At 61.0% G+C, this 19,390-nt stretch carries 16 protein-coding genes and 4 pseudogenes; 5 read left to right on the top strand and 15 right to left on the bottom strand.

The annotated features are described in order from the left end of the window. From B4968_RS15310 to B4968_RS15300, 3 genes and pseudogenes are all read right to left on the bottom strand, one after another. Positions 1 to 405, bottom strand: a 405-nt coding sequence (locus B4968_RS15310; RefSeq protein ID WP_139792859.1) for an ABC transporter permease family protein, incomplete at its 3' end; no start/stop codon positions are given. 5 nt (positions 406 to 410) lie between these two features. Then, positions 411 to 692 carry a cupin domain-containing protein gene (locus B4968_RS15305; RefSeq protein WP_338153278.1) on the bottom strand — a complete coding sequence of 94 codons (282 nt, stop codon included), beginning with the start codon at positions 690 to 692 and terminating at the stop codon, positions 411 to 413. 201 nt (positions 693 to 893) lie between these two features. Continuing rightward, positions 894 to 2,372: pseudogene (locus tag B4968_RS15300) on the bottom strand (ABC transporter substrate-binding protein). A gap of 162 nt (positions 2,373 to 2,534) precedes the next feature. On the opposite strand from B4968_RS15300, the pseudogene panB reads away from it, so the two are divergent. From panB to glpK, 3 genes and pseudogenes are all read left to right on the top strand, one after another. Continuing rightward, a pseudogene (panB, locus tag B4968_RS15295) lies at positions 2,535 to 3,376 on the top strand (3-methyl-2-oxobutanoate hydroxymethyltransferase). A 20-nt stretch (positions 3,377 to 3,396) separates the two neighbouring features. After that, positions 3,397 to 4,242 carry a pantoate--beta-alanine ligase gene (gene panC, locus B4968_RS15290; protein WP_083100344.1) on the top strand — a complete coding sequence of 282 codons (846 nt, stop codon included), beginning with the start codon at positions 3,397 to 3,399 and terminating at the stop codon, positions 4,240 to 4,242. Positions 4,243 to 4,323: 81 nt separating this feature from the next. Then, on the top strand, positions 4,324 to 5,808 hold the full coding sequence (gene glpK / locus B4968_RS15285) for a glycerol kinase GlpK (protein ID WP_083100343.1): 1,485 nt from the start codon (positions 4,324 to 4,326) through the stop codon (positions 5,806 to 5,808). Positions 5,809 to 6,041: 233 nt separating this feature from the next. Here the strand turns inward: glpK and B4968_RS15280 are convergent. The 12 genes and pseudogenes from B4968_RS15280 to B4968_RS15225 all read right to left on the bottom strand — a co-directional run bounded on the left by B4968_RS15280 (position 6,042) and on the right by B4968_RS15225 (position 16,615). Beyond that, positions 6,042 to 7,312 (bottom strand): annotated as a pseudogene (locus B4968_RS15280) (flavin-dependent oxidoreductase). A gap of 141 nt (positions 7,313 to 7,453) precedes the next feature. Next, positions 7,454 to 7,996, bottom strand: a complete 543-nt coding sequence (gene idi / locus B4968_RS15275; RefSeq protein ID WP_083100342.1) for an isopentenyl-diphosphate Delta-isomerase — start codon at positions 7,994 to 7,996, stop codon at positions 7,454 to 7,456. Positions 7,997 to 8,176: 180 nt separating this feature from the next. Next, positions 8,177 to 8,629, bottom strand: coding sequence for a c-type cytochrome (locus B4968_RS15270; protein ID WP_083100341.1), 453 nt, complete (start codon positions 8,627 to 8,629; stop codon positions 8,177 to 8,179). A gap of 91 nt (positions 8,630 to 8,720) precedes the next feature. Continuing rightward, positions 8,721 to 9,761 (bottom strand): P1 family peptidase, encoded by a 1,041-nt coding sequence (locus B4968_RS15265; protein WP_083100353.1) that lies wholly within the window; start codon positions 9,759 to 9,761, stop codon positions 8,721 to 8,723. 172 nt (positions 9,762 to 9,933) lie between these two features. Continuing rightward, positions 9,934 to 10,287: a cupin domain-containing protein gene (locus B4968_RS15260; RefSeq protein WP_083100340.1), complete on the bottom strand. Its 354-nt coding sequence runs from the start codon at positions 10,285 to 10,287 to the stop codon at positions 9,934 to 9,936. Beyond that, positions 10,284 to 11,030: an SDR family oxidoreductase gene (locus tag B4968_RS15255; protein WP_083100352.1), complete on the bottom strand. Its 747-nt coding sequence runs from the start codon at positions 11,028 to 11,030 to the stop codon at positions 10,284 to 10,286. The genes B4968_RS15260 and B4968_RS15255 overlap by 4 nt, the downstream gene beginning before the upstream one ends. 67 nt (positions 11,031 to 11,097) lie before the next feature. Beyond that, entirely contained in the window at positions 11,098 to 11,517 is a 420-nt protein-coding gene (arfB, locus tag B4968_RS15250) for an alternative ribosome rescue aminoacyl-tRNA hydrolase ArfB (protein ID WP_083100351.1), read from the bottom strand. A 91-nt stretch (positions 11,518 to 11,608) separates the two neighbouring features. After that, entirely contained in the window at positions 11,609 to 12,232 is a 624-nt protein-coding gene (locus tag B4968_RS15245) for a queuosine precursor transporter (RefSeq protein ID WP_083100339.1), read from the bottom strand. Between the two features lie 596 nt (positions 12,233 to 12,828). Further along, positions 12,829 to 13,713 carry an esterase-like activity of phytase family protein gene (locus B4968_RS15240; protein ID WP_083100350.1) on the bottom strand — a complete coding sequence of 295 codons (885 nt, stop codon included), beginning with the start codon at positions 13,711 to 13,713 and terminating at the stop codon, positions 12,829 to 12,831. A gap of 74 nt (positions 13,714 to 13,787) precedes the next feature. Then, entirely contained in the window at positions 13,788 to 14,657 is an 870-nt protein-coding gene (gene mepA, locus B4968_RS15235) for a penicillin-insensitive murein endopeptidase (RefSeq protein ID WP_173907551.1), read from the bottom strand. Next, positions 14,654 to 16,018 carry an MFS transporter gene (locus B4968_RS15230; protein ID WP_083100337.1) on the bottom strand — a complete coding sequence of 455 codons (1,365 nt, stop codon included), beginning with the start codon at positions 16,016 to 16,018 and terminating at the stop codon, positions 14,654 to 14,656. The genes mepA and B4968_RS15230 overlap by 4 nt, the downstream gene beginning before the upstream one ends. A gap of 48 nt (positions 16,019 to 16,066) precedes the next feature. Next, a complete protein-coding gene (locus B4968_RS15225) occupies positions 16,067 to 16,615 on the bottom strand; it encodes an acyl-CoA thioesterase (RefSeq protein ID WP_083100336.1) in 549 nt (182 codons plus the stop codon). 131 nt (positions 16,616 to 16,746) lie between these two features. Between B4968_RS15225 and B4968_RS15220 the strand changes: the two genes are divergently transcribed. Together B4968_RS15220 and recQ are read left to right on the top strand one after the other, a co-directional pair. Beyond that, positions 16,747 to 17,034 carry a YggT family protein gene (locus B4968_RS15220; protein ID WP_083100335.1) on the top strand — a complete coding sequence of 96 codons (288 nt, stop codon included), beginning with the start codon at positions 16,747 to 16,749 and terminating at the stop codon, positions 17,032 to 17,034. Between the two features lie 242 nt (positions 17,035 to 17,276). Next, positions 17,277 to 19,377, top strand: a pseudogene (gene recQ, locus B4968_RS15215) (DNA helicase RecQ). The last annotated feature ends 13 nt before the right edge of the window (positions 19,378 to 19,390 follow it).

The following is a 19,390-nucleotide window of genomic DNA, read 5'->3' as shown; positions in this document are numbered from 1 at the left end:
CGCTCCCATCACCGCCATATCGCCGGCCTTGCCGCGCCGCGCGGCAGCATAGATGCCGGCCGGAAAGGCGATCAGTGTCGACAGCAGCAGCGCATAAAGCGCCAGCGGCAGCGAGACCCACATACGATCCGCAATCATGGCAGTGACCGGAGTGCGATAGGTATAGGAGGTGCCAAAGTCACCGCTCAGCATACCGCCAACCCAGGCGAGATAGCGCTGCGCCTTGCTTTGGTCGAGGCCCAGCTCGGCGCGCAGGGCCGCGACGGTTTCGGGCTCGGCATTGATCCCCAGCATAAAGGAGGCAGGATCGCCAGGTGCCACCTCGATGACAAAGAAGATCACAATCGAGGCGACCGCGAGGCTGATCATCAGCGACACAGCACGTTTCAGGGCATAGCGAAGCATGGGCGTCAGGCGCGATCAGTGGGACGCTGGTAGTCTGCATCGCTGACATGTTCCAGCCAGTCCGCCGCTGATCCCTCAATGGCTTCTTGGATGGCGAGATGCACCATGCCGGTGTCTGGTGCGGCGCCATGCCAGTGTTCGACATCGGCGGGGATCCAGATGGTATCCCCGGCCCGCATTTCCTTTGGGGCGCTGTCGCGCATCGCGATCAGACCTTTGCCTGAGAGCACATGCAGGGTCTGGCCCAGAGGATGGGGTGTGCCAGGCTGTGCGCGCGCCCGGGGCAAAGCTCACCCGCAGGGCATTGACCCGCGCCGGCGGCTGAGAGTCGATGATCGGGTCCATCCAGACCTCGCCGGTGAACCACTGCGCCGGGGCTTTGCGGCTGGGGCGGGAGCCGGCCGGGTAAAGATCAATCATCGCATATGTCCTGAAATAGAGCCTTTTGCCGGGCACAGAGACTGGCGCCCGGCAAGGGGGTATATAGGTTACTCAGCCCAGCTGACGGCGGTCAGATCGGTGGCCTGGGTCGGGGCGTTGGCCCAGAGACCCTGCAGCTCTGCCTTGGCAACGCTCAGCGCGGCCAGCTGGAACAGGTAGCCATTCACATAGTCGTTTGAGATGGTTTCCTGCGCCTGCTTTAGCATCGCCATGCGCTGATCGGGGTCCGTGGTGGCGTTGAGCGTGGTCATCAGCGCCTGGAAGTCCGCATTGTCGTACTGAAAGTAATACTCAGGGCGGGCATAGATGCCGATGTCCATGGGTTCGGTATGGCTGATGACGGTGAGGCCAAAGCTTTTGCCGCGGAACACGGTTTCCAGCCACTGAGCCCATTCCACATTGATGATCTCGGCCTTGATGCCCACCTGCGCCAGCTGGGCGGCGATGATCTCACCACCGCGACGGGCGTATGACGGCGGCGGCAGGTGCAGCGTGGTTGCAAAGCCATCCGCGAGACCTGCCTCGGCCAGCAGCGCCTTGGCCTGCGCGGGATCATAGGCCGAGTTGCCGGTCAGATCGGTATAGGCCGGGTTATGCGGTGCAAAATGCGTGCCGATTGGGGTGCCATAGCCAAACATCGCGCCATCAATGATGGCCTGACGATCAATGGCATGGGCCAGCGCCTTGCGCACGCGGACATCATCAAACGGTGCTTGCTTGTTGTTGGTCGAAAGGATTGTTTCACCCTCGGTCGAGCCAACCAGCACCTGAAAGCGCGGATCAGCGTCAAACTGCGGCAGGTTCTCAGGCGCTGGGAAGCCGGCAAAGGCATCCACATCTTCCGCCATCACGGCAGCAAAAGCGGCGGTGGGGTCCGAGATGAATTTAAAGGTCGCGCCACTCAGATGTGCGGGCGTGCCCCAGTAGGCGGCATTCTTTTCTAGCTCGATCCGGTCGCCCTGCACCCAGCTTGCGAATTTAAAGGCACCGGTGCCCACAGGTGTGGTCTTGATGTCTGCGATGCTTTCGGGCGCAACGATCACAGCGTCGCCCCAGGCGAGGTTGAACAGCATGTTGCCGTTGGCTGTGCTCAGGGTCACTTTGACGGTGGCGGCATCCACCACATCAACGCTGGCGATATCGGCAAACAGCGCCTTTTGCGCGTTGGTGCTGTCCTCGGCACGGGCGCGATCCAGCGAGAATTTCACATCCTCTGCGTCCATTGTGCTGCCATCGTGAAAGGTGACGCCCTGGTTCAGATGGAAGGTATAGCTGAGGCCATCGGCCGAGATATCCCAGCTTTTGGCCAGCCCCGGCACCAAAGAGCCATCGCCCATGAACCGGGTAAGGCCTTCGAACACATTGGACTAGAGCACCTGGTCAATCGCGCCGGCAGCAGCGCTGGTGGGATCAAGATGCGGCGGCTCAAGTTGCAACCCAATGGTGACAGTATCCTTGGCCAAAGCCGCGCCGGCCATCAGCGCCAGTGTTGAGCTTGCGGCAAAAACGATTGATCTGAATGTCATTTTCAACTCCCATAATACGGTGGATCCCCTGTTCCCGGGGCTTTGTAGACAAGGTTTTCTCTTTGCCTCTGGGTAATCAAGGGGCACGAGGCATTTCGTCCACTGGAAGCGCGTGGCGTCAGTTGCTAAAGGTGCGCAACCCGTACGAAACCAGGGAATACCATGAGCGCGACCGCAAAAAACCAGGCCCTCACCGCAGGGGATATCCTTGCAAAAAAGGGCAAGACGCCAATTGTCAGCCTGACGGCCTATACCACGCCGATGGCCCAGATGATGGACCAGCATTGTGACTTTATTTTAGTCGGTGACAGCGTTGGAATGGTGCTGCACGGGCTGCCGTCGACGCTGGGCGTCACCATGGAGATGATGATTCTGCATGGCGCGGCCGTCGCGCGTGGCCTGAGCCACGCCATGCTGGTGATTGATATGCCGTTTGGCTCTTATGAAGAGGGGCCTGCGCAGGCCTTTGCCAATGCGGCGCGGCTGATGCGCGAAACCGGAGCTGCGGCGGTCAAGCTGGAGGGCGGTGTCGAGATGGCCGAGACCATCCGGTTTCTGGTGCAGCGCGGCATCCCGGTGATGGCGCATCTGGGCCTGACGCCCAGTCGTTCAACGCCCTTGGCGGCTATAAGGTGCAGGGTCGCGATGAGGCGGGTGCCGCTGTGCTGGAAAATGCTCATGCGGTTGCAGCAGCGGGGGCCTTTGCCGTGGTGCTGGAAAAGGTGCCTCAGCGCCTCGCAGATGAGATCACCGCAGCCGTGGCAATCCCCACCATCGGCATTGGCGCCTCTGCGGGCTGTGATGGCCAGATCCTGGTGGTGGATGACATGCTGGGGCTGTTTACCGCCTTCAAGCCGAAGTTTTTCAAACGCTACAGCGATCTGGGAGAGCGGGCCGAGGCGGCCATCGCCGCATACGCCAGCGAGGTGCGCGCCCGCAGCTTCCCTGCGGCCGAACATGTCTTTGCCGACCAGTCCCCAGTTCAGTCCCCTGTCAAGAAGTGACCCCTCCTATGACCCCTGCCATGACAGCTCCTATCCTTCGGCGCCTTGCTGATCTGCGCTCAAAACATGCGGGGTGGATTCGCGCGGGAGAGCGCGTCGGCGTGGTCCCCACCATGGGCGCTCTGCACGCGGGACATTTGTCGCTGGTAGAAGCCGCCAAAGCCGCCTGTGACCGCGTTATTGTGACGATCTTTGTCAATCCCAAACAGTTCAACAGTCCAGAGGATCTGGCCAACTACCCGCGCACCGAACATGAAGATGCCAGGCTGCTGGCCCCCTACGGTGTTGACGTGATCTATGTGCCCGACCCGGAGGAGATCTACCCGCAAGGCTTTGCCAGCAGTGTCTCGGTCTCCGGGGTGTCGGATGTGATGGAGGGGGCCTGTCGGCCGGGGCATTTTGACGGGGTGGCCACGGTGGTGGCAAAACTGTTTCTGCAAACCGGGGCGCATCAGGCGTTTTTTGGCGAAAAAGACTATCAGCAACTGATGGTGGTGCGGCGCATGGCGCGGGATCTGGATATCGACATCGAGGTCATCGGCTGCCCAACCGTGCGTGAGGTGTCGGGGCTGGCCCTGTCCTCGCGCAATTCTCGCCTGTCAGCGGGGGCATTGCGGCAAGCGGGTCGCCTGCATCCCATTTTGACGCGTCTGGCGGCAGATCTGGCGGCCGGAGGTCGCTTTGATGCCCTCTGCGCGGCGGCGCAGGCAGAAATTATCGCGGCGGGGTTTGATGAGGTTGAATACCTGTCGCTCTGCGCCGCCGAGGATCTGCAGCCGTTGCAGGTTGCCGAGAGCACGGCGCGGCTGTTTGTGGCGGCCTGGATAGAGGGCGTGCGGCTGATCGATAATATCGCCGTCGGCTAACTAAAGTTTTAGCAGGGACTGGCAGCGGTAACATGTTGCCGCTAGTGTCCCGCCCTGAGGAGATCCATCAAGGGGCGGGACATGACATATATTCTGGCAATCGATCAGGGCACCACGTCAACACGGGCGATCTTGTTTGGTGCGCGTATGCAGGCCGTGGGCGCGGCGCAGCAAGAGTTCACGCAGCATTTCCCCAAGGCCGGCTGGGTAGAGCACGATCCTGAGGACCTCTGGTCCACAACGGTTGCAGTCTGTCGTCAGGTGATTGCCGAGGCGGGCATCGCCGTCACCGAGATCGCCGGTATTGGCATTACCAATCAGCGCGAAACCACCGTGGTCTGGGAAAAGGACAGCGGCAAGCCGATCCATAACGCTATTGTCTGGCAGGACCGGCGCACTGCCGAGACCTGCGAGGCTTTGCGTAGCGGAGGCCATGAGCCGATGATCCGTCATAAGACAGGCCTGCTGCTGGATCCGTATTTTTCTGGCACCAAGGTGAGCTGGATCCTGGATCAGGTGCCTCAGGCGCGGGTACGGGCAGCGGCAGGAGAGCTGCTGTTTGGCACTGTCGACAGCTTTTTGATCTGGCGGCTCACGGGGGGCAAATCGCATGTCACCGACGCCACCAATGCCTCGCGCACCATGCTATATGATATTCGCGAGGGGGGCTGGAGTGCTGAGATCTGCGCCCTGCTGGATGTGCCCATGGCGATGCTGCCGCAGGTCAAGGACTGCGCCGCCGATTTTGGCACCACGCTGCCCGAGATCTGTGGGGCTGAGATCGCCATCCTTGGCGTTGCTGGGGATCAGCAAGCGGCAACGATAGGCCAGGCCTGTTTTGAGCCGGGGATGATGAAATCGACCTATGGGACCGGGTGTTTTGCCCTGCTCAACACAGGCGAGACGCCGGTGGTCTCAAACAATCGCATGCTGACCACCGTGGCCTATCAGTTGGATGGCAAGACCACCTACGCGCTGGAGGGGTCGATCTTTATTGCCGGGGCGGCAGTGCAGTGGCTGCGCGATGGGTTGGGTATTATTGCGCAGGCGTCGCAGAGCGGAGAGCTGGCACCCCAGGCCGATCCTGAGCAGGATGTGTTGCTGGTGCCTGCCTTTACCGGGCTTGGTGCGCCCTATTGGCAGCCCGAATGCCGCGGTGCCGTCTTTGGCCTGACCCGCAGTTCCGGCCCTGCCGAATTTGCCCGTGCCGCGCTGCAAAGCGTGGCGTATCAGACGCGGGATCTTTGGGAGGCGATGCGGGCCGACTGGACGGGGGATACCCATGTGACCCTGCGGGTGGATGGCGGCATGAGCGGCAGCGACTGGACGATGCAAAGCCTGTCAGACCTGCTTGGCGCCGCAGTCGATCGACCTGTCATGCAAGAAACCACGGCTCTGGGGGCAGGGTGGCTGGCGGGCATGCAGGCCGGGATCTATCCGGATCAGGTGGAATTTGCCGCGACCTGGGCGTTGGATCGAAAGTTCACACCACAGATGGCACCAGAGCAGCGGGAAGCGGCCTATGCCCGTTGGCAGCGCGCGGTACAGGCGGTGATGGGCGTCTGACCATCGACAAAAGCAGGCGAAATTCTCGATCCAAGGGGGGGCTCCCGCGCCCGCAGGCTCCCGGCTATCGCCGAGAGACCTTGGCGGCCTTGGGCATGGCGCCGCGCTATCGCGCGGCGCGGTTGCACATTGACGCATGGGATGCCGCAGAGCGCACGCCGCGCGGCAGCGCGGCGCTATGCCCAACGGGAAGAGGGCATGTATCATGCCCAATGACGGGCGGGAGCGCTGCCTTAATCGCGCAGGCGCTCACCGGCTGGGATTGTGGCCGGGATCGTAGCAGGGCTGGCATTCAGTGCTTCAATCGAGAATCCGGCGATGGATTTGTAGCGCGCTGCATGTGCCGCGAGATCCGCATGCGGGATCACATCCTCGATGGTGACAAAATCGCCGCCACAGAGATCTTCGACCTGCTGCAACACCCCATCCGGCCCTTTGCCCGCGCGGTTGGTCTTACAGATGGCTGTGGCCAGCGGGCGCACCTCATCCTCGTAGGCATCAAGCGCTGCCTCGGTGACACCCTGCGCCAGAAAACGCGCCCCAAGGATACGTGCGTCCAGAATAGCCTGACTGGCCCCGTTTGAGCCCACAGGATAGGTTGGATGCGCCGCATCCCCCATCAGGCTAACCGCGCCAAACCGCCACTGCGGCAGCGGATCGCGATCTACCATTGGATACTCGTAAACGGTTTCAGCGCCCCGAATGAGACCCGGCACATCAATCCAGTCAAAGCGCCAATCCTCAAATTCGGCTATGAAATCATTGATGTCGGCGGCGCGGTTCCAGTCTTCCTTTTTCCACGGCGCCTCAGGGTCAAAACTCTTTTCCGCAATCCAGTTCAGGGTTGCAGTTCCATCCGGGCCAGGGCGCGAGATCGGATAGGCCACCATGCGCAGGCTGTCGTGACCGATCATGACCATGACGGCCTCGCCCTTCCATGGCCTTCCCTGCGTGGTGGCGCGCCACAGAATGCGGCCGTTCCAGATCGGCGCGCCTTCCTCGGAATACATCTGTTGGCGCAGGGCCGAATGGATGCCATCTGCCGCCACAATCAACCTGCCGCTTTTGCGCGTGCCATCGGCCAGCAGCAGCGCGGCGCCTGTCGCTGTCTGCTCAAACCCTACGGCGCGCGCGCCCAAAGTGATGCAGTCAGCGCCTGCGCGTGCGATCAGCGCCTGGTAGAGCATCATCTGCAGTGCGCCCCGGTGGACGGAATATTGCGGCCAGGCGTAACCAGCCTCCAGGCCACGCGGCTCTTCCCAAATGGTTTTGCCCAGCTTGGTGTAAAACCCCAGTTGCCGGGTGCGGATGCCGATCTTATCCAGCTCAGCCTCCAGCCCGAGGTCAAACAGCTCGCGCACCGCATTGGGCTGCAGGTTGATACCAACCCCCATGGGGCGCAACTCATTGGCGGTTCATAGATATGAAAGGGCACGCCAATCTGGTGCAGCGTCAGGCCAAGGCTCAGCCCGGCGATGCCGCCGCCTGCAATGAGAATGGTCATCGTAAGTCTGCCTCCAAATGTGCGGCGCCACACAAACCATATTGCTCTGAGCGAAGGCAAGGGAAAACCAACAGGCAGCACGGTGCCGACGCCAGCGCTCGGCCAGTGTTACGCCAGCGCCAAGCCAGTGTTACGCCAGTGTCAGGTCTTGGACGCGATGATCAAATCCGGGCCAAAGATGACATCGGCATATTTGTGCAGATAGATCTTCAGCCAGGGGGTAAAGCGCTCGGGATGCCGCTGCACTTCGGCGAGAAGATCATGATAGTCCATCCAGCGGGTCTCCATCACCTCATCGGGGTTGGCGACGGGGGTGAGGGGGCGATGCGCATGGGCAAGAAAGACGTCGACCACCTCGTGTTCAATCATGCCGTGGCCCACATCCGCACGGTATTCCAGCTGATGGCGAAATTCGGGGTACAGGCCCCGGATGCCCAGCTCCTCCCCCATCCGGCGCACAGCGCAGGCCGAGGACTCCTCTTCCCACATGGGATGAGTGCAGCAGGTATTGGCCCACAGACCAGGGGTATGATATTTCTCCAAGGCGCGGCGTTGCAGCAGAATTTTCACGCCTTTGACCACAAACACCGAGACAGCCTTGTGCTTTAGCCCCTGTTCATGCGCCAGGAGCTTTTCCACCGGTGTCAGTTCGCCGTTCACCCAGGCCGGGATCATATGGGGCATTCCGGGTCCATGATAATCTGCCGTCAAAGCGCAGCCTGCACTGGCTATCGCGGGGCGCGCCGCAAAGCAACTACGCGAAAGGCCGCGCCCCTGAGGATGCGGCCTTAGGTGCCCAGAATTCAGGCATTTCCTTATCCCGGATTGCAAAATCATCGCTGCGTTCGGGACGTGACGGAGGAGTTACTCCGAAGCGGGCTCTTCGCTGGTTTCTGCGGCATCCATTACCGGGCCATGCAGAGAGAGGAAGGCATAGATATCTTCAGCGCCTTTTTTCAGTTTGAAAGACATCTTGGATTTGGCCTTATTGTCGTCCAGATGGGTCCGCAGAAAGCCGCGGGGATCCGCGGTGAAAGCGGTGAAGCTCTCGAGATCCCAGACCAGACCGGCTTCACCGGCGGCAACCAGATCCTTACCATATTTAAAGCCCTCATAGCTGCCTGCGGTGCGCCCAGCAACGCCCCAGAGGTTTGGTCCGGTTTTGCCGCCCTTAATGACTGTTTCGTCTGTGTCCGAGACAACCATGTGGCAAGATTTGCATTTTTTAAAGCTCTTCTCGCCTTTTGCGGCATCGCCCTCGGCAAAGGCGGGGGCGGCCAGAAGGCTGAGAAGGGCTGCTGTCAGAATGGGTTTCATGTGCTTGCTCCGAATTTGAGTTGGCTGGGCGAATACGGCATCTCTCGACCGGGATAGTCAACAGGTGAATCTGCCGCATCTAGGCTTGAGATCAGGTGCTGCTGTGCGGATTTTCGCTCCAGCAGGGCAGCAGGTCCTTTTCTTTTGGGGTGGCGCTATAGATGGCCCGTGCGATGCCCCGGCTGAGACAAAGTGCAGCGGCATGGCCGATATTGCCAAGCTCTGCTTCTATGTTCGACAGGCTGCGCGCGCCGGTGCTGGCGGCAAAGACCAGATCGCCGTCGCCGGGGGCATGCGCCGGAACCGTGGCGCGCCCGATACCGTCATGGGCGGCGGTGGCTATGCGCTGGCATTGGGCCTTGCTCAGGGCGGCATCGGTGGCCACGATTGCGATGGTGGTATTGCCGCGCTCATCAGGCAAAGAGCCTGCGGCGGCCAGATCGCGCATCGCCTGCATCTTGCGACTGTCGAGCCTGCGTCCCAGCCCCGCAGCGCTGTCAGGTCCTGCGCCGCCAAACTCTCCGTCAACTTCAAATGGTGCCGCCCAGAAGTGGCGATCCCCGGGTGTGGTGACGCTGCCCATCGGATTTGCCGCAACCAGGGCCCCAACCGTCACGCCGCTGTCCAGCACAAACGAAGCTGAGCCCAGCCCGCCCTTGAGCATCGCCGTCAGCGCCCCGGTGCCCGCGCCGTGGCTGCCGATGGCGAAATCAGTGGAGGCGGTCTCAAAGGCGGCACGGCCCAGAGCGCGATAGGGATTGTTCTGCCAGTCCTTGTCGCCACCGTTCAGCAGATCGAACAGGATGGCGCCGGGCACCAGCGGGATGATCGCAGGCCCCAGGGCGAAACCGCGCCCCTGGGCGCGCAGACCGTCCACCACGCCTGAACAGGCATCCAGCCCAAAGGCGGACCCACCAGACAGCACCAGCGCGTCAATTTTGGCCACGGATTTATCGGGCGCCAAAAGATCCGTCTCACGGCTGCCGGGCGCGCCGCCCATGACATGCACCGAGGCGACCAGCGGCTCAGCGCTCAGCAGAACCGTGGTGCCGGATTTCAGCGCCTCATCCTGAGCATTACCAACCAGCAGGCCGGGCACATCGGTGATAAGGTTCTTGGGGCCTGGTTTCATGGGGTCAGGTTTCATAGGTGTTGGGCTCATCCCGTGATGTCCTGTTTCAAAGCCGCAGGGGAGGCAGGTTCACCTCTTCCTTTTAGGCGTGATTCTGATGGGGTCTTTGATCCGGCGCAAAGTGCCGGGAGGTGATGTCATGACGACAGATCCGTCCCGGCAGATTTACGGACTAAATCCGGTTCTTGGCGGCGGCTGTTGTGGGATCACCGGAATTTGGCTCTCCCCTGGGTTCGATCAGCAAAACCTTGCATTCGTGATCTGCACGGGGGCGGTGGGTGACGCCCTTTGGCACCACGAATAATTCGCCAGTCCGCACAGTATGCGAGTCATCACCTTCGATATCCATCACCATTTCGCCCGCAAGCACCAGAAAGAAATCATCGGTGTCTTCATGCAGATGAAACGGAAAGGCGCCCTGAAATTTGACCACCATGATCTCGTTGTCATTGTAGTCGGCCACGACCTTGGGGTCCCAGTGCGTGTCAAACAGTGCCAGTTTCTCGGCCAGATTTACCGTCTTCATATGCAGCGCCCGCCGTCGACTTCCATGGCGACACCAGTGACCATACTGGCCTCGTCCGAGCACAGATAGCAGGCGGCATTGCCCATGTCCTCGGGGGTGGAAAAGCGGCCGATGGGGATGGTTGAGATGAATTTGGCGCGCATCTCAGGGGTGTCCTCGCCCATAAAGGATTTCAGCAGCGGTGTCTCTCCGGCCACCGGGTTGATCGCATTGACGCGAATGCCCTTGGGGGCCAGCTCAACCGCCATGGCCTTTGTTGCGGTGATCATCCAGCCCTTGGAGGCATTGTACCAGTTGAGGTTGGGGCGTGGTGACACACCGGCTGTTGAGGCCACGTTGAGGATGGCGCCTGTGCCGCGCGCCTTCATGTGCGGCACCAGGGCGCGCGCGGTCAGGTAGACCGACTTCATATTGACGTTAAAGACCCGGTCGAAATCTTCCTCGCTCACCTCGTCCAGGGGGGTGGGCAGATGGGTGATGCCGGCATTGTTGATCAGGATATCGACCTGGCCAAAGGCCTTGATCGCGGCCTCTGCCATGGCATTGACCGAGGCGGCCTCCGAGACGTCGACCTGCTGGGCAATGGCTGCGTTGCCGCGGGCATCAGCCAGCTGTGCGGCACCTGTCTCATTGATGTCGGCGATCATGACCTGGGCGCCTTCGGCCAGGAATTTATCAACAATGCCAAGGCCAAACCCCGAAGCTCCGCCAGTCACGATGGCGCATTTTCCTGCAAGCCGCATATTCATCTCCTCAAATTCATATTGAGACAAACATGGCCAAGGCGGCGAGAGGGTGCAATCACAAGCGTCAGTCTGGCGAGATTTTCCCCCGCGTCGCTTTGACCGAGCTGCGTTGCTTTTTGCTCTCGAGCCGTCGCTTGACCGAGCCGCGGGTGGGTTTGGTCGCTATACGACGTTTTGGAACCACCAGCGCCTGACGGATCAGCGCGACGAGGCGTTCACGCACCAGTTCGCGGTTGCGCAGCTGCGAGCGGGTTTCGTCACATTGCAGCAAGATGGCGCCCTCTTTGGACCAGCGCCGGCCGGCCAGACGTTTGAGCCGGGCCTTGACCGCCGGGGTGAGCGCAGGCGAGCGGGCCGCCTCAAACCGCAACTCAACTGCGGTGGCCACCTTGTTTACATTCTGCCCACCGACGCCCGAAGCGCGCATAAAGCTCTCGCTCAGCTCCCAGTCCTGCAGGGTTATCTCGTCTTTGATATGCAGCATGCTGGGGGATTTAGCGCGCTTGGCGCAAATGGAAAAGGCCGCACGCAACACGCGGCGGCCTTTTGCCAGGACTGTTGTATTGCCGTGTGGCCTAGGCGGGCTTGGCCGTGAGGTGGCTCACGATCATGCGGAAGGGCACCAGCGCCAGCAGCGCAAGGGAGAGTTTGACCAGCCAGTCAGCCACGGCCAGGGAGACCCAAAGCGGCGCTGTGGGACCTGCGCCCAGCAGCGGCAGCATCTCAGCCGCCCAGGAGATGTCATTGGCAGGTTCGATCCAGCTCAGCGCGCCGGAAAAGGCGATGGTGAAAAAGATTGCTGTATCCACCGAAGAACCCACAAGGGTCGAGGCCAGGGGCGCACGCCACCATTTGCCAGAGCGCAGTGCTGCAAAGATTGACACGTCCAGCAGCTGCGCGGTGAGGAAGGCGAGGCCAGATCCAAGTGCTATGCGCAGGGTCACAAGCGGGCCAAATTCGCCAATGATCTGCGTGCCAATGAGAGAGCAGGCAACGCCGGTTACAAAACCAGCCAGCACGACGCGGCGGGCCGGGCCTACGCCGTAGACGCGGTTCATCACATCGGTGATGAGAAAGGCGATTGGATAGGTGAAGGCGCCCCAGGTCAGCCATTGGCCAAAGAGGAATTGCACCAGAATGTTGGAAGCCACTACAACGGTGGCCATGGCAAGAATGCCAGGTAGGTGTGATCTGTTCATTTCAGGATCCGTTTTTTACAAGGTCGCGGCGACTTGTTCCGCCCGAAGTGCGAAAGACTGGCTCTGTTAGCCCCGTTCCAAAGCTTTGGCAAGTTTATTGGCAGATATTTTGGCAGCTATACTGCCCTTTCGCATGTCGTCTGGGTCACGAAAAAGAGGGGGGGCTCCCGCCTGTTTCACCACATTCAAAGAATGTGACTCAACAGTTGGGCCCGGCACCGCACTGACGTGCGCTGCGGCAGCGCAGATGAGCGACGTTGTATCCTGACGGCAAAACGTCCTGTGGAATGGTTGGGAAAAGGGACGCCATGGGCCGCCATACTGAGGGCTAAGCACCAGCAGCAGGCCGGTGACTGTTTTAGGCACTTTTACAATAAACAAGGCGGCACGCTTTGGCAGCTATCTTGATGTGAGGTGTGAATTAGGCGCAACCGCGCCGCGCAAAGCGCGGCGCCAGGCCCAAAGGGGACAGGCTAAAGGGGGCAGTGGCAAATGGCGTCAGCCAATGGGCCTGGCAGCTGCGGGAGCGCTTGGTTCTCTGTGGCATTTTACGAAAGTTGGCCTGCGGAACTGAGGCCAGTTCGAGCCACCTATAGTCACTCCGGCAGGGTGTATTCCACCAGTTCAGTCCGCTGCAATGACTTGAAATTGTCATCCGAAATCATGGTGGCGCGCAGATCGCCGGCGTGATCGCGCCACACAGAGACACCCTCTAGATTGTCATGCAGTCCCGTCCCCGTCTCCAGAAGCGTCACCTCGTTCTGTGCGCCCTGATCCGTGATGTCCCAGCGCCGCAGCCGGGAGCGAAACCCGATAAACACAAAGTTCCGTTCCAGCAGATAAAACCGGCCGTCGGGGCCAAAATCAGCGCCTACCGGCAGAAAGCCTCCGCGACGCGGCAGAGCAAACGGCTGGCTCCAGCGCGCGCCATCCCACCGCCAGACCGGGATCTCTCCTTTGGCGTTGGGCGCATTTTCAGGCAGGGTATAGAGCCTTCCGCGCGCATCAATGGCCAGCGCCTCCAGCGCCTTGTTCAGGGGCAGGGTCCTAAAACCCTTTGGGCGTGGCAGAACACGGGCGCGGCTGTCGTCCCGGCGATGATGCACCACACGGGACACGCCCTCAAACGAGATATAGAGAGAGCCATCTGGTGCCATCGCCAGGCCTTCGCTGTCCATGATTCGGCCGATCAGATACCTGCCCTTGGAAGAACGCAGCCGCTGCGCACTTTGCAGCTCTATCCCCGAAATCACCCCTCCGTCGCGCTGAATCCGGGCACGTGCCAGCGTGGCGCGATCGCTCAGAACGGTCATTTTTGTGCCGTCATCCGAGACTTCGATCCCCGAAAAGCCACCAAACCAGTCCGGCTTGGCCCGCCAGGTGTAAGAGCCTACGAGCTGAGCCCTAGCCTGTCGCGCGCCATCGCTACGATCCGGGCCACTCTCTGGCCTGTTTGCGGCAAAGGCCGCGGCAGCCAGCATGAGGCCGAAGGCCAGGGCCAGACCGCCCCACAGTCTGCGGCGGGACCACCGGGTGAAGGGCTGAGAGGAGCGGCTCAATTGGCTTGCAGAACGGCGGCGCATTGCTGCGGCAGATCCGCAAGCGTGTAATCCCGTCTGGGTTTGGGTTTCGGCGCGTTGGGGTCAGCAGGGTTTGGCGGCGGTGGTTTCAGAATGTCATTGACCCATTTTTGCGCATCGTCACAGCCATCACCGCGCGGCGGCGCTGCCTGATCGACGCAGCCACGGGCACCCTTTGGGCAGGCGAGACGCACATGGAAATGATAGTGATGTCCCCACCAGGGGCGAATTTTGCGCAGCCAGCGCCGGTCGCCCTTGGCAGTCTTGCACATCTGTACCTTGGCGCCGGGAAAAACAAAGATCCGGGCCACGCGTTTGTCCGAGGCGGCGGCCTTGATGATCTCGTGATGCGCCCGCGTCCAGTCGCCGTTCACATAGGCGCCTTTGGAGCGGCGCATGGAAATGGATGATATCTTCTCGCGCTGGGCGCGGCTGAAGTTCAATTTGTCTGCGGGGCGCATCCAGATATCAATGTCGAGCCCAACCTGGTGACTGCGGTGCCCCGACAGCATCGGCCCGCCACGCGGCTGGCTGATATCGCCAATATAGAGCCCGTCCCATCCCGGCTGTTTGGCGGCAAACCGGCTGAGTTTCTCGATAAAGCTGATGGTCTCGGGGTGGCCCCAGTTGCGGTTACGGCTGAGACGCATGGCCTGCCAGGTCGGACCGGTTTCCGGCAGCTGCACGGCTCCAGCCACACAGCCCTTGGCGTAAGAGCCATGCGAGGCCGGAGCCTGTTGCGACCCGGTTGCCTTGGCACCAAACAGCTGTTTCGCTGGTGTCGCGGCATCTGCGACCGCAACCAGTCCAAACAGGATACAAAAACACGTAACAAGCAGTCTCAAACCTGGTCTCCCTTTGCCTCGACCCTGCGCAAAAATATCAACCCGAGCAGAAACAAAAAGATCACGGGCGTGATGCCCAATCGTGCGCTACCAGTCAGGGTTGTGGCAAGCCCAATCAGAGCGGGGGCCAGAAAGGCGGTGGCGCGACCCGACAAACCATAGAGCCCAAAGCTCTCAGTCGCCTTGGCAGGATCGGTAGGGCGCACCATCAGGCTGCGGCTGGCGGCCTGCAAGATTCCGCCGAAACCGCCAATCAACATGCCGCAGCCAAAGAAAATCGCGTCCGGCAGTTTGGAGGTCTCGCTGAGCTCGAACCCAAAAAGAGCCTCGCGCGACATGTTCACAACGGTGATGCAAACCAGCGTCAGCATCAAAATCGAGGTCACAATGACGGGCTTGGGACCAAAGCGGCGGTCCGCAATGCCCCCGACCCAGCTGAACAGGGTGGCGGCAAAGGCCGAGATGATGCCGAAGATGCCGATAAGGGTGATTTCCCAGCCCAGCACCAGGCTGGCATAGACTCCGCCAAAGCCATACAGCCCATTGAGCGCATCCCGATACAGCATGGACGATCCGAGATAGTTTGCCAGGCTGCGACGATGCCGCAGCGCCTTGACCGATTTCACCACCAGCCGCACTGCATCGCCGAGCGAGCCACGCTTGCCAGTGCCTGCGTCGTCCTTGACCCACAAAAAATAGGGCACCATGAAAATGATGAACCACAGCGCAGTAAAAGGTCCCACCGCACGGGTGCCTTCACGGGTTTCGGCATCCAGGCCAAGCACCGGGTCCAGCCCGATCAGTGTCTTGCCATTGCCCTGCTCAACAAAGAGCAAAAGCATGATGAACAGTGCCAGCACGCCACCCAGATAACCAAAGGCAAAGCCAGAGCCCGAAATGGCGCCGACATCGTCTTTGTCGCCAAGGCTGGGCAGCTGCGAGTTGGCAAATATCAGGGCAAATTCAGCGCCGATAAAGCCAAGACCAAAACAGGCAAGCATGGCCCAAAGGTTGGCACCGGCCGGATCCATGAACCAGATGCCTGCGGCGCCGGCCACATACATCAGCGAAAACCCCAAAAGCCAGGGCCGCTTGCGCCCTGAAATATCGGCCATTGCGCCAATAAAGGGCGCGCCAAAACCAATCAGCAGGCCGGTTATTGTCAGGCCCAGCGACCAGACGGTCTGCGCCTGGGCCTTGGCGGCTTCGGGGGCAAGGCCCTGATCGAGATAGAAATTCGCCGCCACGGCCGCAAAGAATGGCCCAAAGACAAAGGTGACCAGCAGCGTGTGATCGGGCTGACTGGCCCAGTCAAAAAACCACCAGCCCCAAATGCGCTTGCGCATCGATATATTGCTCATCCCGTCCCCGCTTGTTTGTTATCGGCGATAAGACAGGGGCGCGGCCTGCTAGGCAAGCGCATCTTGCATGGGCGGCCAGGGACGTTGCGCGTCCGCCGCGCGCCAGGCATCGATCCAGGCTGGCATCTCATCCGGTGCAAGACCCGACTGGCCCATCGCCTGAAGCACGCGTTGGGGAGAGACGATGCCTTCTTTGTCGGTCAGCGCTGTGCGCAGCATCACATGGCTGGCGCATTCGCCGTCCTTTTTCCACATGCTCTGTTCCAGATAGATGAACTTGTCATCCCAGGCCACGGCGCGGCTGCGCATCTCGAACCGTTCAAAGCCGCGAATGCGGCGGCGAAACCGCACAGATGAGCCCGCCACCGTCATGCCCCAGCGGTTCTGGCGCAGGGCGCCAATCAGCCCGACCCGCTGCGCCAGCATGGTGCGCCCCAGATCATACAGCGTCATGGCGCGGCCATTGTTCAGCTCCATCCAGATGTCCAGATCCCAGGGCCAGCAGATATGGCTGGAAACATGGGTATCCGTGAGGCCAAGCGGCGCCATGCGGCGCGCCTTGAGCAGGTCTTTGATCAGGCGGAAAATAGGGAACATCTGCGGTCTCTCCTGTGCAATGTGCCCCTCATGCCACCGTTTAACCAATGGTCAACTGCAACCTCGCGGAAGCCTTGCACATGGGCGCTGTGCTGCTTACCTGTGAGGTCGATATTCTAAAGAGGTAAATAATGCTCTCTCTGTTCCAAATCCTGCTGCTGATCCTGGACGTTGTCTGGTTCTTCATAATCGCCCATGTGATCATGAGCTGGCTGATCAACTTTCAGGTGCTGAACCTGAATCAACAGCTGGTGAGCCAGATCTGGTACATGCTGCAGCGCATTCTTGATCCGATCTATAGCCGGGTGCGGCGTTTTATGCCCAATCTTGGCGGGGTCGACCTTACAGCTCTGGTGGTTTTGCTGGCGGTCTACGCGCTGCGTATTGTTATTCAAAACAACATGATGGCCTTCTACTAACGCAGGCGCCCGCCGCCAAGTCAGCAGCCTGCAGATCCTGCGGTATCCGGCCTTGTCGGGCCGGACTGCTGTATCTGTGCCGTTTGCAGCTCTCACGGGGGTGCAGGGCATAACAGGGCTGCGGGGCGTAAAAGTTATGCAGCAAGGCAGAAAGCTTTGCCGCCTGCCCTTGCTGCCCGATTCGACCTGTGGGATTGTGCTGCCTAAATCAGAGCAGTCCAAACCCCAAGAGGTCCCACTCCATGACAGCCGCGCCAGCGATTCCCGGGACCGAGACATCAGCGCTCTCTGGCTCTTCTGCAATCTCTGGCTCTTCGCCGCTTTTGCGCGAGATTTTCGGCTTTGACGCCTTTCGCCCCGGTCAGGAAGAGATCGTCGACGCGGTGACGCGTGGCGAGAACGTGTTGGCCATCATGCCCACGGGGGGCGGCAAATCGCTGTGCTTTCAGCTGCCTGCCCTGCTGCGCGCGGGGATTACGGTGGTGATCTCGCCGCTGATCGCCTTGATGCGCGATCAGGTGCGCGCGCTGCAGGCGGTGGGTGTCAATGCTGGCGCGCTCACCTCGGGCAATACCGAAGAAGAGACCGAAGCCGTCTGGCAGGCCATCGAGGCGGGTGAGCTGAAGCTGTTATACATGGCGCCGGAACGGCTGGCCTCGGGCGCGACGCTTGGCCTGTTGCAGCGTATCAATGTCAGCCTCATCGCGGTGGATGAGGCCCATTGCGTCAGCCAATGGGGCCATGATTTTCGCCTGACTATCTGCGCATCGGCGAGCTGCGTCAGGCGCTGGATGTACCGCTTGCGGCCTTTACCGCCACGGCCGATTCGGAAACCCGCGACGAGATCGTGCGCAAGCTGTTTGACGGCCAGGCACCCCGGACCTTTTTGCGCGGCTTTGACCGGCCCAATATCCATCTGGCCTTTGGGGCCAAAGACGGGCCACGGCGTCAGATTTTGGAATTCGCGGCGGCACGCAAAACCCAGTCGGGCATTGTCATTGCGGCACCCGCGCCAAGACCGAAGCCCTGGCCCGTGCGCTGCGCGATGCCGGCCACGCGGCCTGCCATTATCATGGTGGCATGGAGGCCGGCGAGCGCCGCGATGTGGAGACGCGCTTTGCCCGCGAGGATGGCTTGATCGTGGTGGCCACCGTGGCCTTTGGCATGGGGATCGACAAGCCGGATATCCGCTGGGTGGCCCATGCCGATCTGCCCAAAAGCATTGAATCCTACTATCAGGAAATTGGCCGCGCTGGCCGGGACGGCGCGCCCGCTGAAACCCTGACGCTGTTTGGCTCAGACGACATCCGGCTGCGCCGCTCTCAGATCGACGAGGGGCTGGCGCCGCCCGAACGCCGCGCCGCCGATCATGGCCGTCTCAACGCGCTGCTGGGGCTGGCCGAGGCGCTGAGCTGTCGTCGCCAGACCCTGCTTAGGTATTTCGAGGAAGCCTCTGAGCCCTGCGGCAATTGCGATCTCTGCGACAGCCCGGTTGAGGTCTTTGACGGCACTGTTGCGGTGCGCAAGGCGCTGTCGGCGATATTGCGCACCAATGAGACCTATGGCGCCGGGCATCTGATCGATATTCTCTATGGCAATGAGACCGACCGGGTGCGCGAAAAGGGCCATGATGATCTGTCGGTGTTTGGCTGCGGCAAGGAATATAGCAAACGCCAGTGGCAGGCCGTTTTCCGCCAGATGATGGGCCATGATCTGGTGCGGCCTGACCCGGAACGCCACGGCGCGCTGCGCATGACCGAGGCCGCCCTGCCGGTGCTGAAAGGCGAAGCACAGATTTCCCTGCGCAAGGATACCATCAAATCGGCCGAACGCCGCCCGGCGGTGAAAATGCTGGTCTCGGAAGAGGATGCGCCTTTGATGTCGGCGCTGAAGGCAAAGCGCCGCGCCCTGGCCGAGGCGCAAAAAGTGCCGGCCTATGTGGTCTTTAACGACAAGACCCTGATCGAGATGGCCGAGAGCAGGCCGGAAACTCTGGATCAGATGGCGCGGATCGGCGGCGTTGGGGCCAAAAAGCTGGAGCGCTATGGCGATGAGTTCCTCGCGGTGATCACGGGGGCTATTGAGCAGCTGCATCCGGCGCGGCGCAAACTGGCGACACGCGCCGGGGCGGGGTCAACCTATGACGCGCTGATGCAGGTGCAGACCCAGCTGATGCGTGGCACCTGCGGCACCCTGAAACCGCTGAGTTGCCCGGCGCCGATGCTGGCCAAGCTGGCGCAGATGCGGCCTGAAAACGAGACAGGCATCACCCTGCTGCTGGGTGAGCGCCGGGTCGAGAGATTTTTGCCGGCCTTTCTGGACGTTTTGCGCCAGACTGAGTAAGTCTGTCCGTGGA

This window comes from Pseudophaeobacter leonis (assembly GCF_002087335.1).
Lineage (GTDB): Bacteria > Pseudomonadota > Alphaproteobacteria > Rhodobacterales > Rhodobacteraceae > Pseudophaeobacter > Pseudophaeobacter leonis.
Note: the sequence above shows the minus strand (reverse complement) of the source record. Positions and strands in the feature narration are given on the sequence as shown.

Coding starts and splice junctions, on each gene's coding strand:
- B4968_RS15260 (WP_083100340.1), bottom strand. CDS start 10,287: ATGAAGACGGTAAATCTGGCCGAGAAACTGGCACTGTTTGACACGCAC.
- B4968_RS15270 (WP_083100341.1), bottom strand. CDS start 8,629: ATGAAACCCATTCTGACAGCAGCCCTTCTCAGCCTTCTGGCCGCCCCC.
- arfB (WP_083100351.1), bottom strand. CDS start 11,517: ATGCTGCATATCAAAGACGAGATAACCCTGCAGGACTGGGAGCTGAGC.
- B4968_RS15265 (WP_083100353.1), bottom strand. CDS start 9,761: ATGAAACCAGGCCCCAAGAACCTTATCACCGATGTGCCCGGCCTGCTG.
- glpK (WP_083100343.1), top strand. CDS start 4,324: ATGACATATATTCTGGCAATCGATCAGGGCACCACGTCAACACGGGCG.
- B4968_RS15255 (WP_083100352.1), bottom strand. CDS start 11,030: ATGCGGCTTGCAGGAAAATGCGCCATCGTGACTGGCGGAGCTTCGGGG.
- B4968_RS15245 (WP_083100339.1), bottom strand. CDS start 12,232: ATGAACAGATCACACCTACCTGGCATTCTTGCCATGGCCACCGTTGTA.
- panC (WP_083100344.1), top strand. CDS start 3,397: ATGACAGCTCCTATCCTTCGGCGCCTTGCTGATCTGCGCTCAAAACAT.
- B4968_RS15230 (WP_083100337.1), bottom strand. CDS start 16,018: ATGAGCAATATATCGATGCGCAAGCGCATTTGGGGCTGGTGGTTTTTT.
- B4968_RS15225 (WP_083100336.1), bottom strand. CDS start 16,615: ATGTTCCCTATTTTCCGCCTGATCAAAGACCTGCTCAAGGCGCGCCGC.
- B4968_RS15240 (WP_083100350.1), bottom strand. CDS start 13,713: ATGCTGGCTGCCGCGGCCTTTGCCGCAAACAGGCCAGAGAGTGGCCCG.
- idi (WP_083100342.1), bottom strand. CDS start 7,996: ATGCCCCATATGATCCCGGCCTGGGTGAACGGCGAACTGACACCGGTG.
- B4968_RS15220 (WP_083100335.1), top strand. CDS start 16,747: ATGCTCTCTCTGTTCCAAATCCTGCTGCTGATCCTGGACGTTGTCTGG.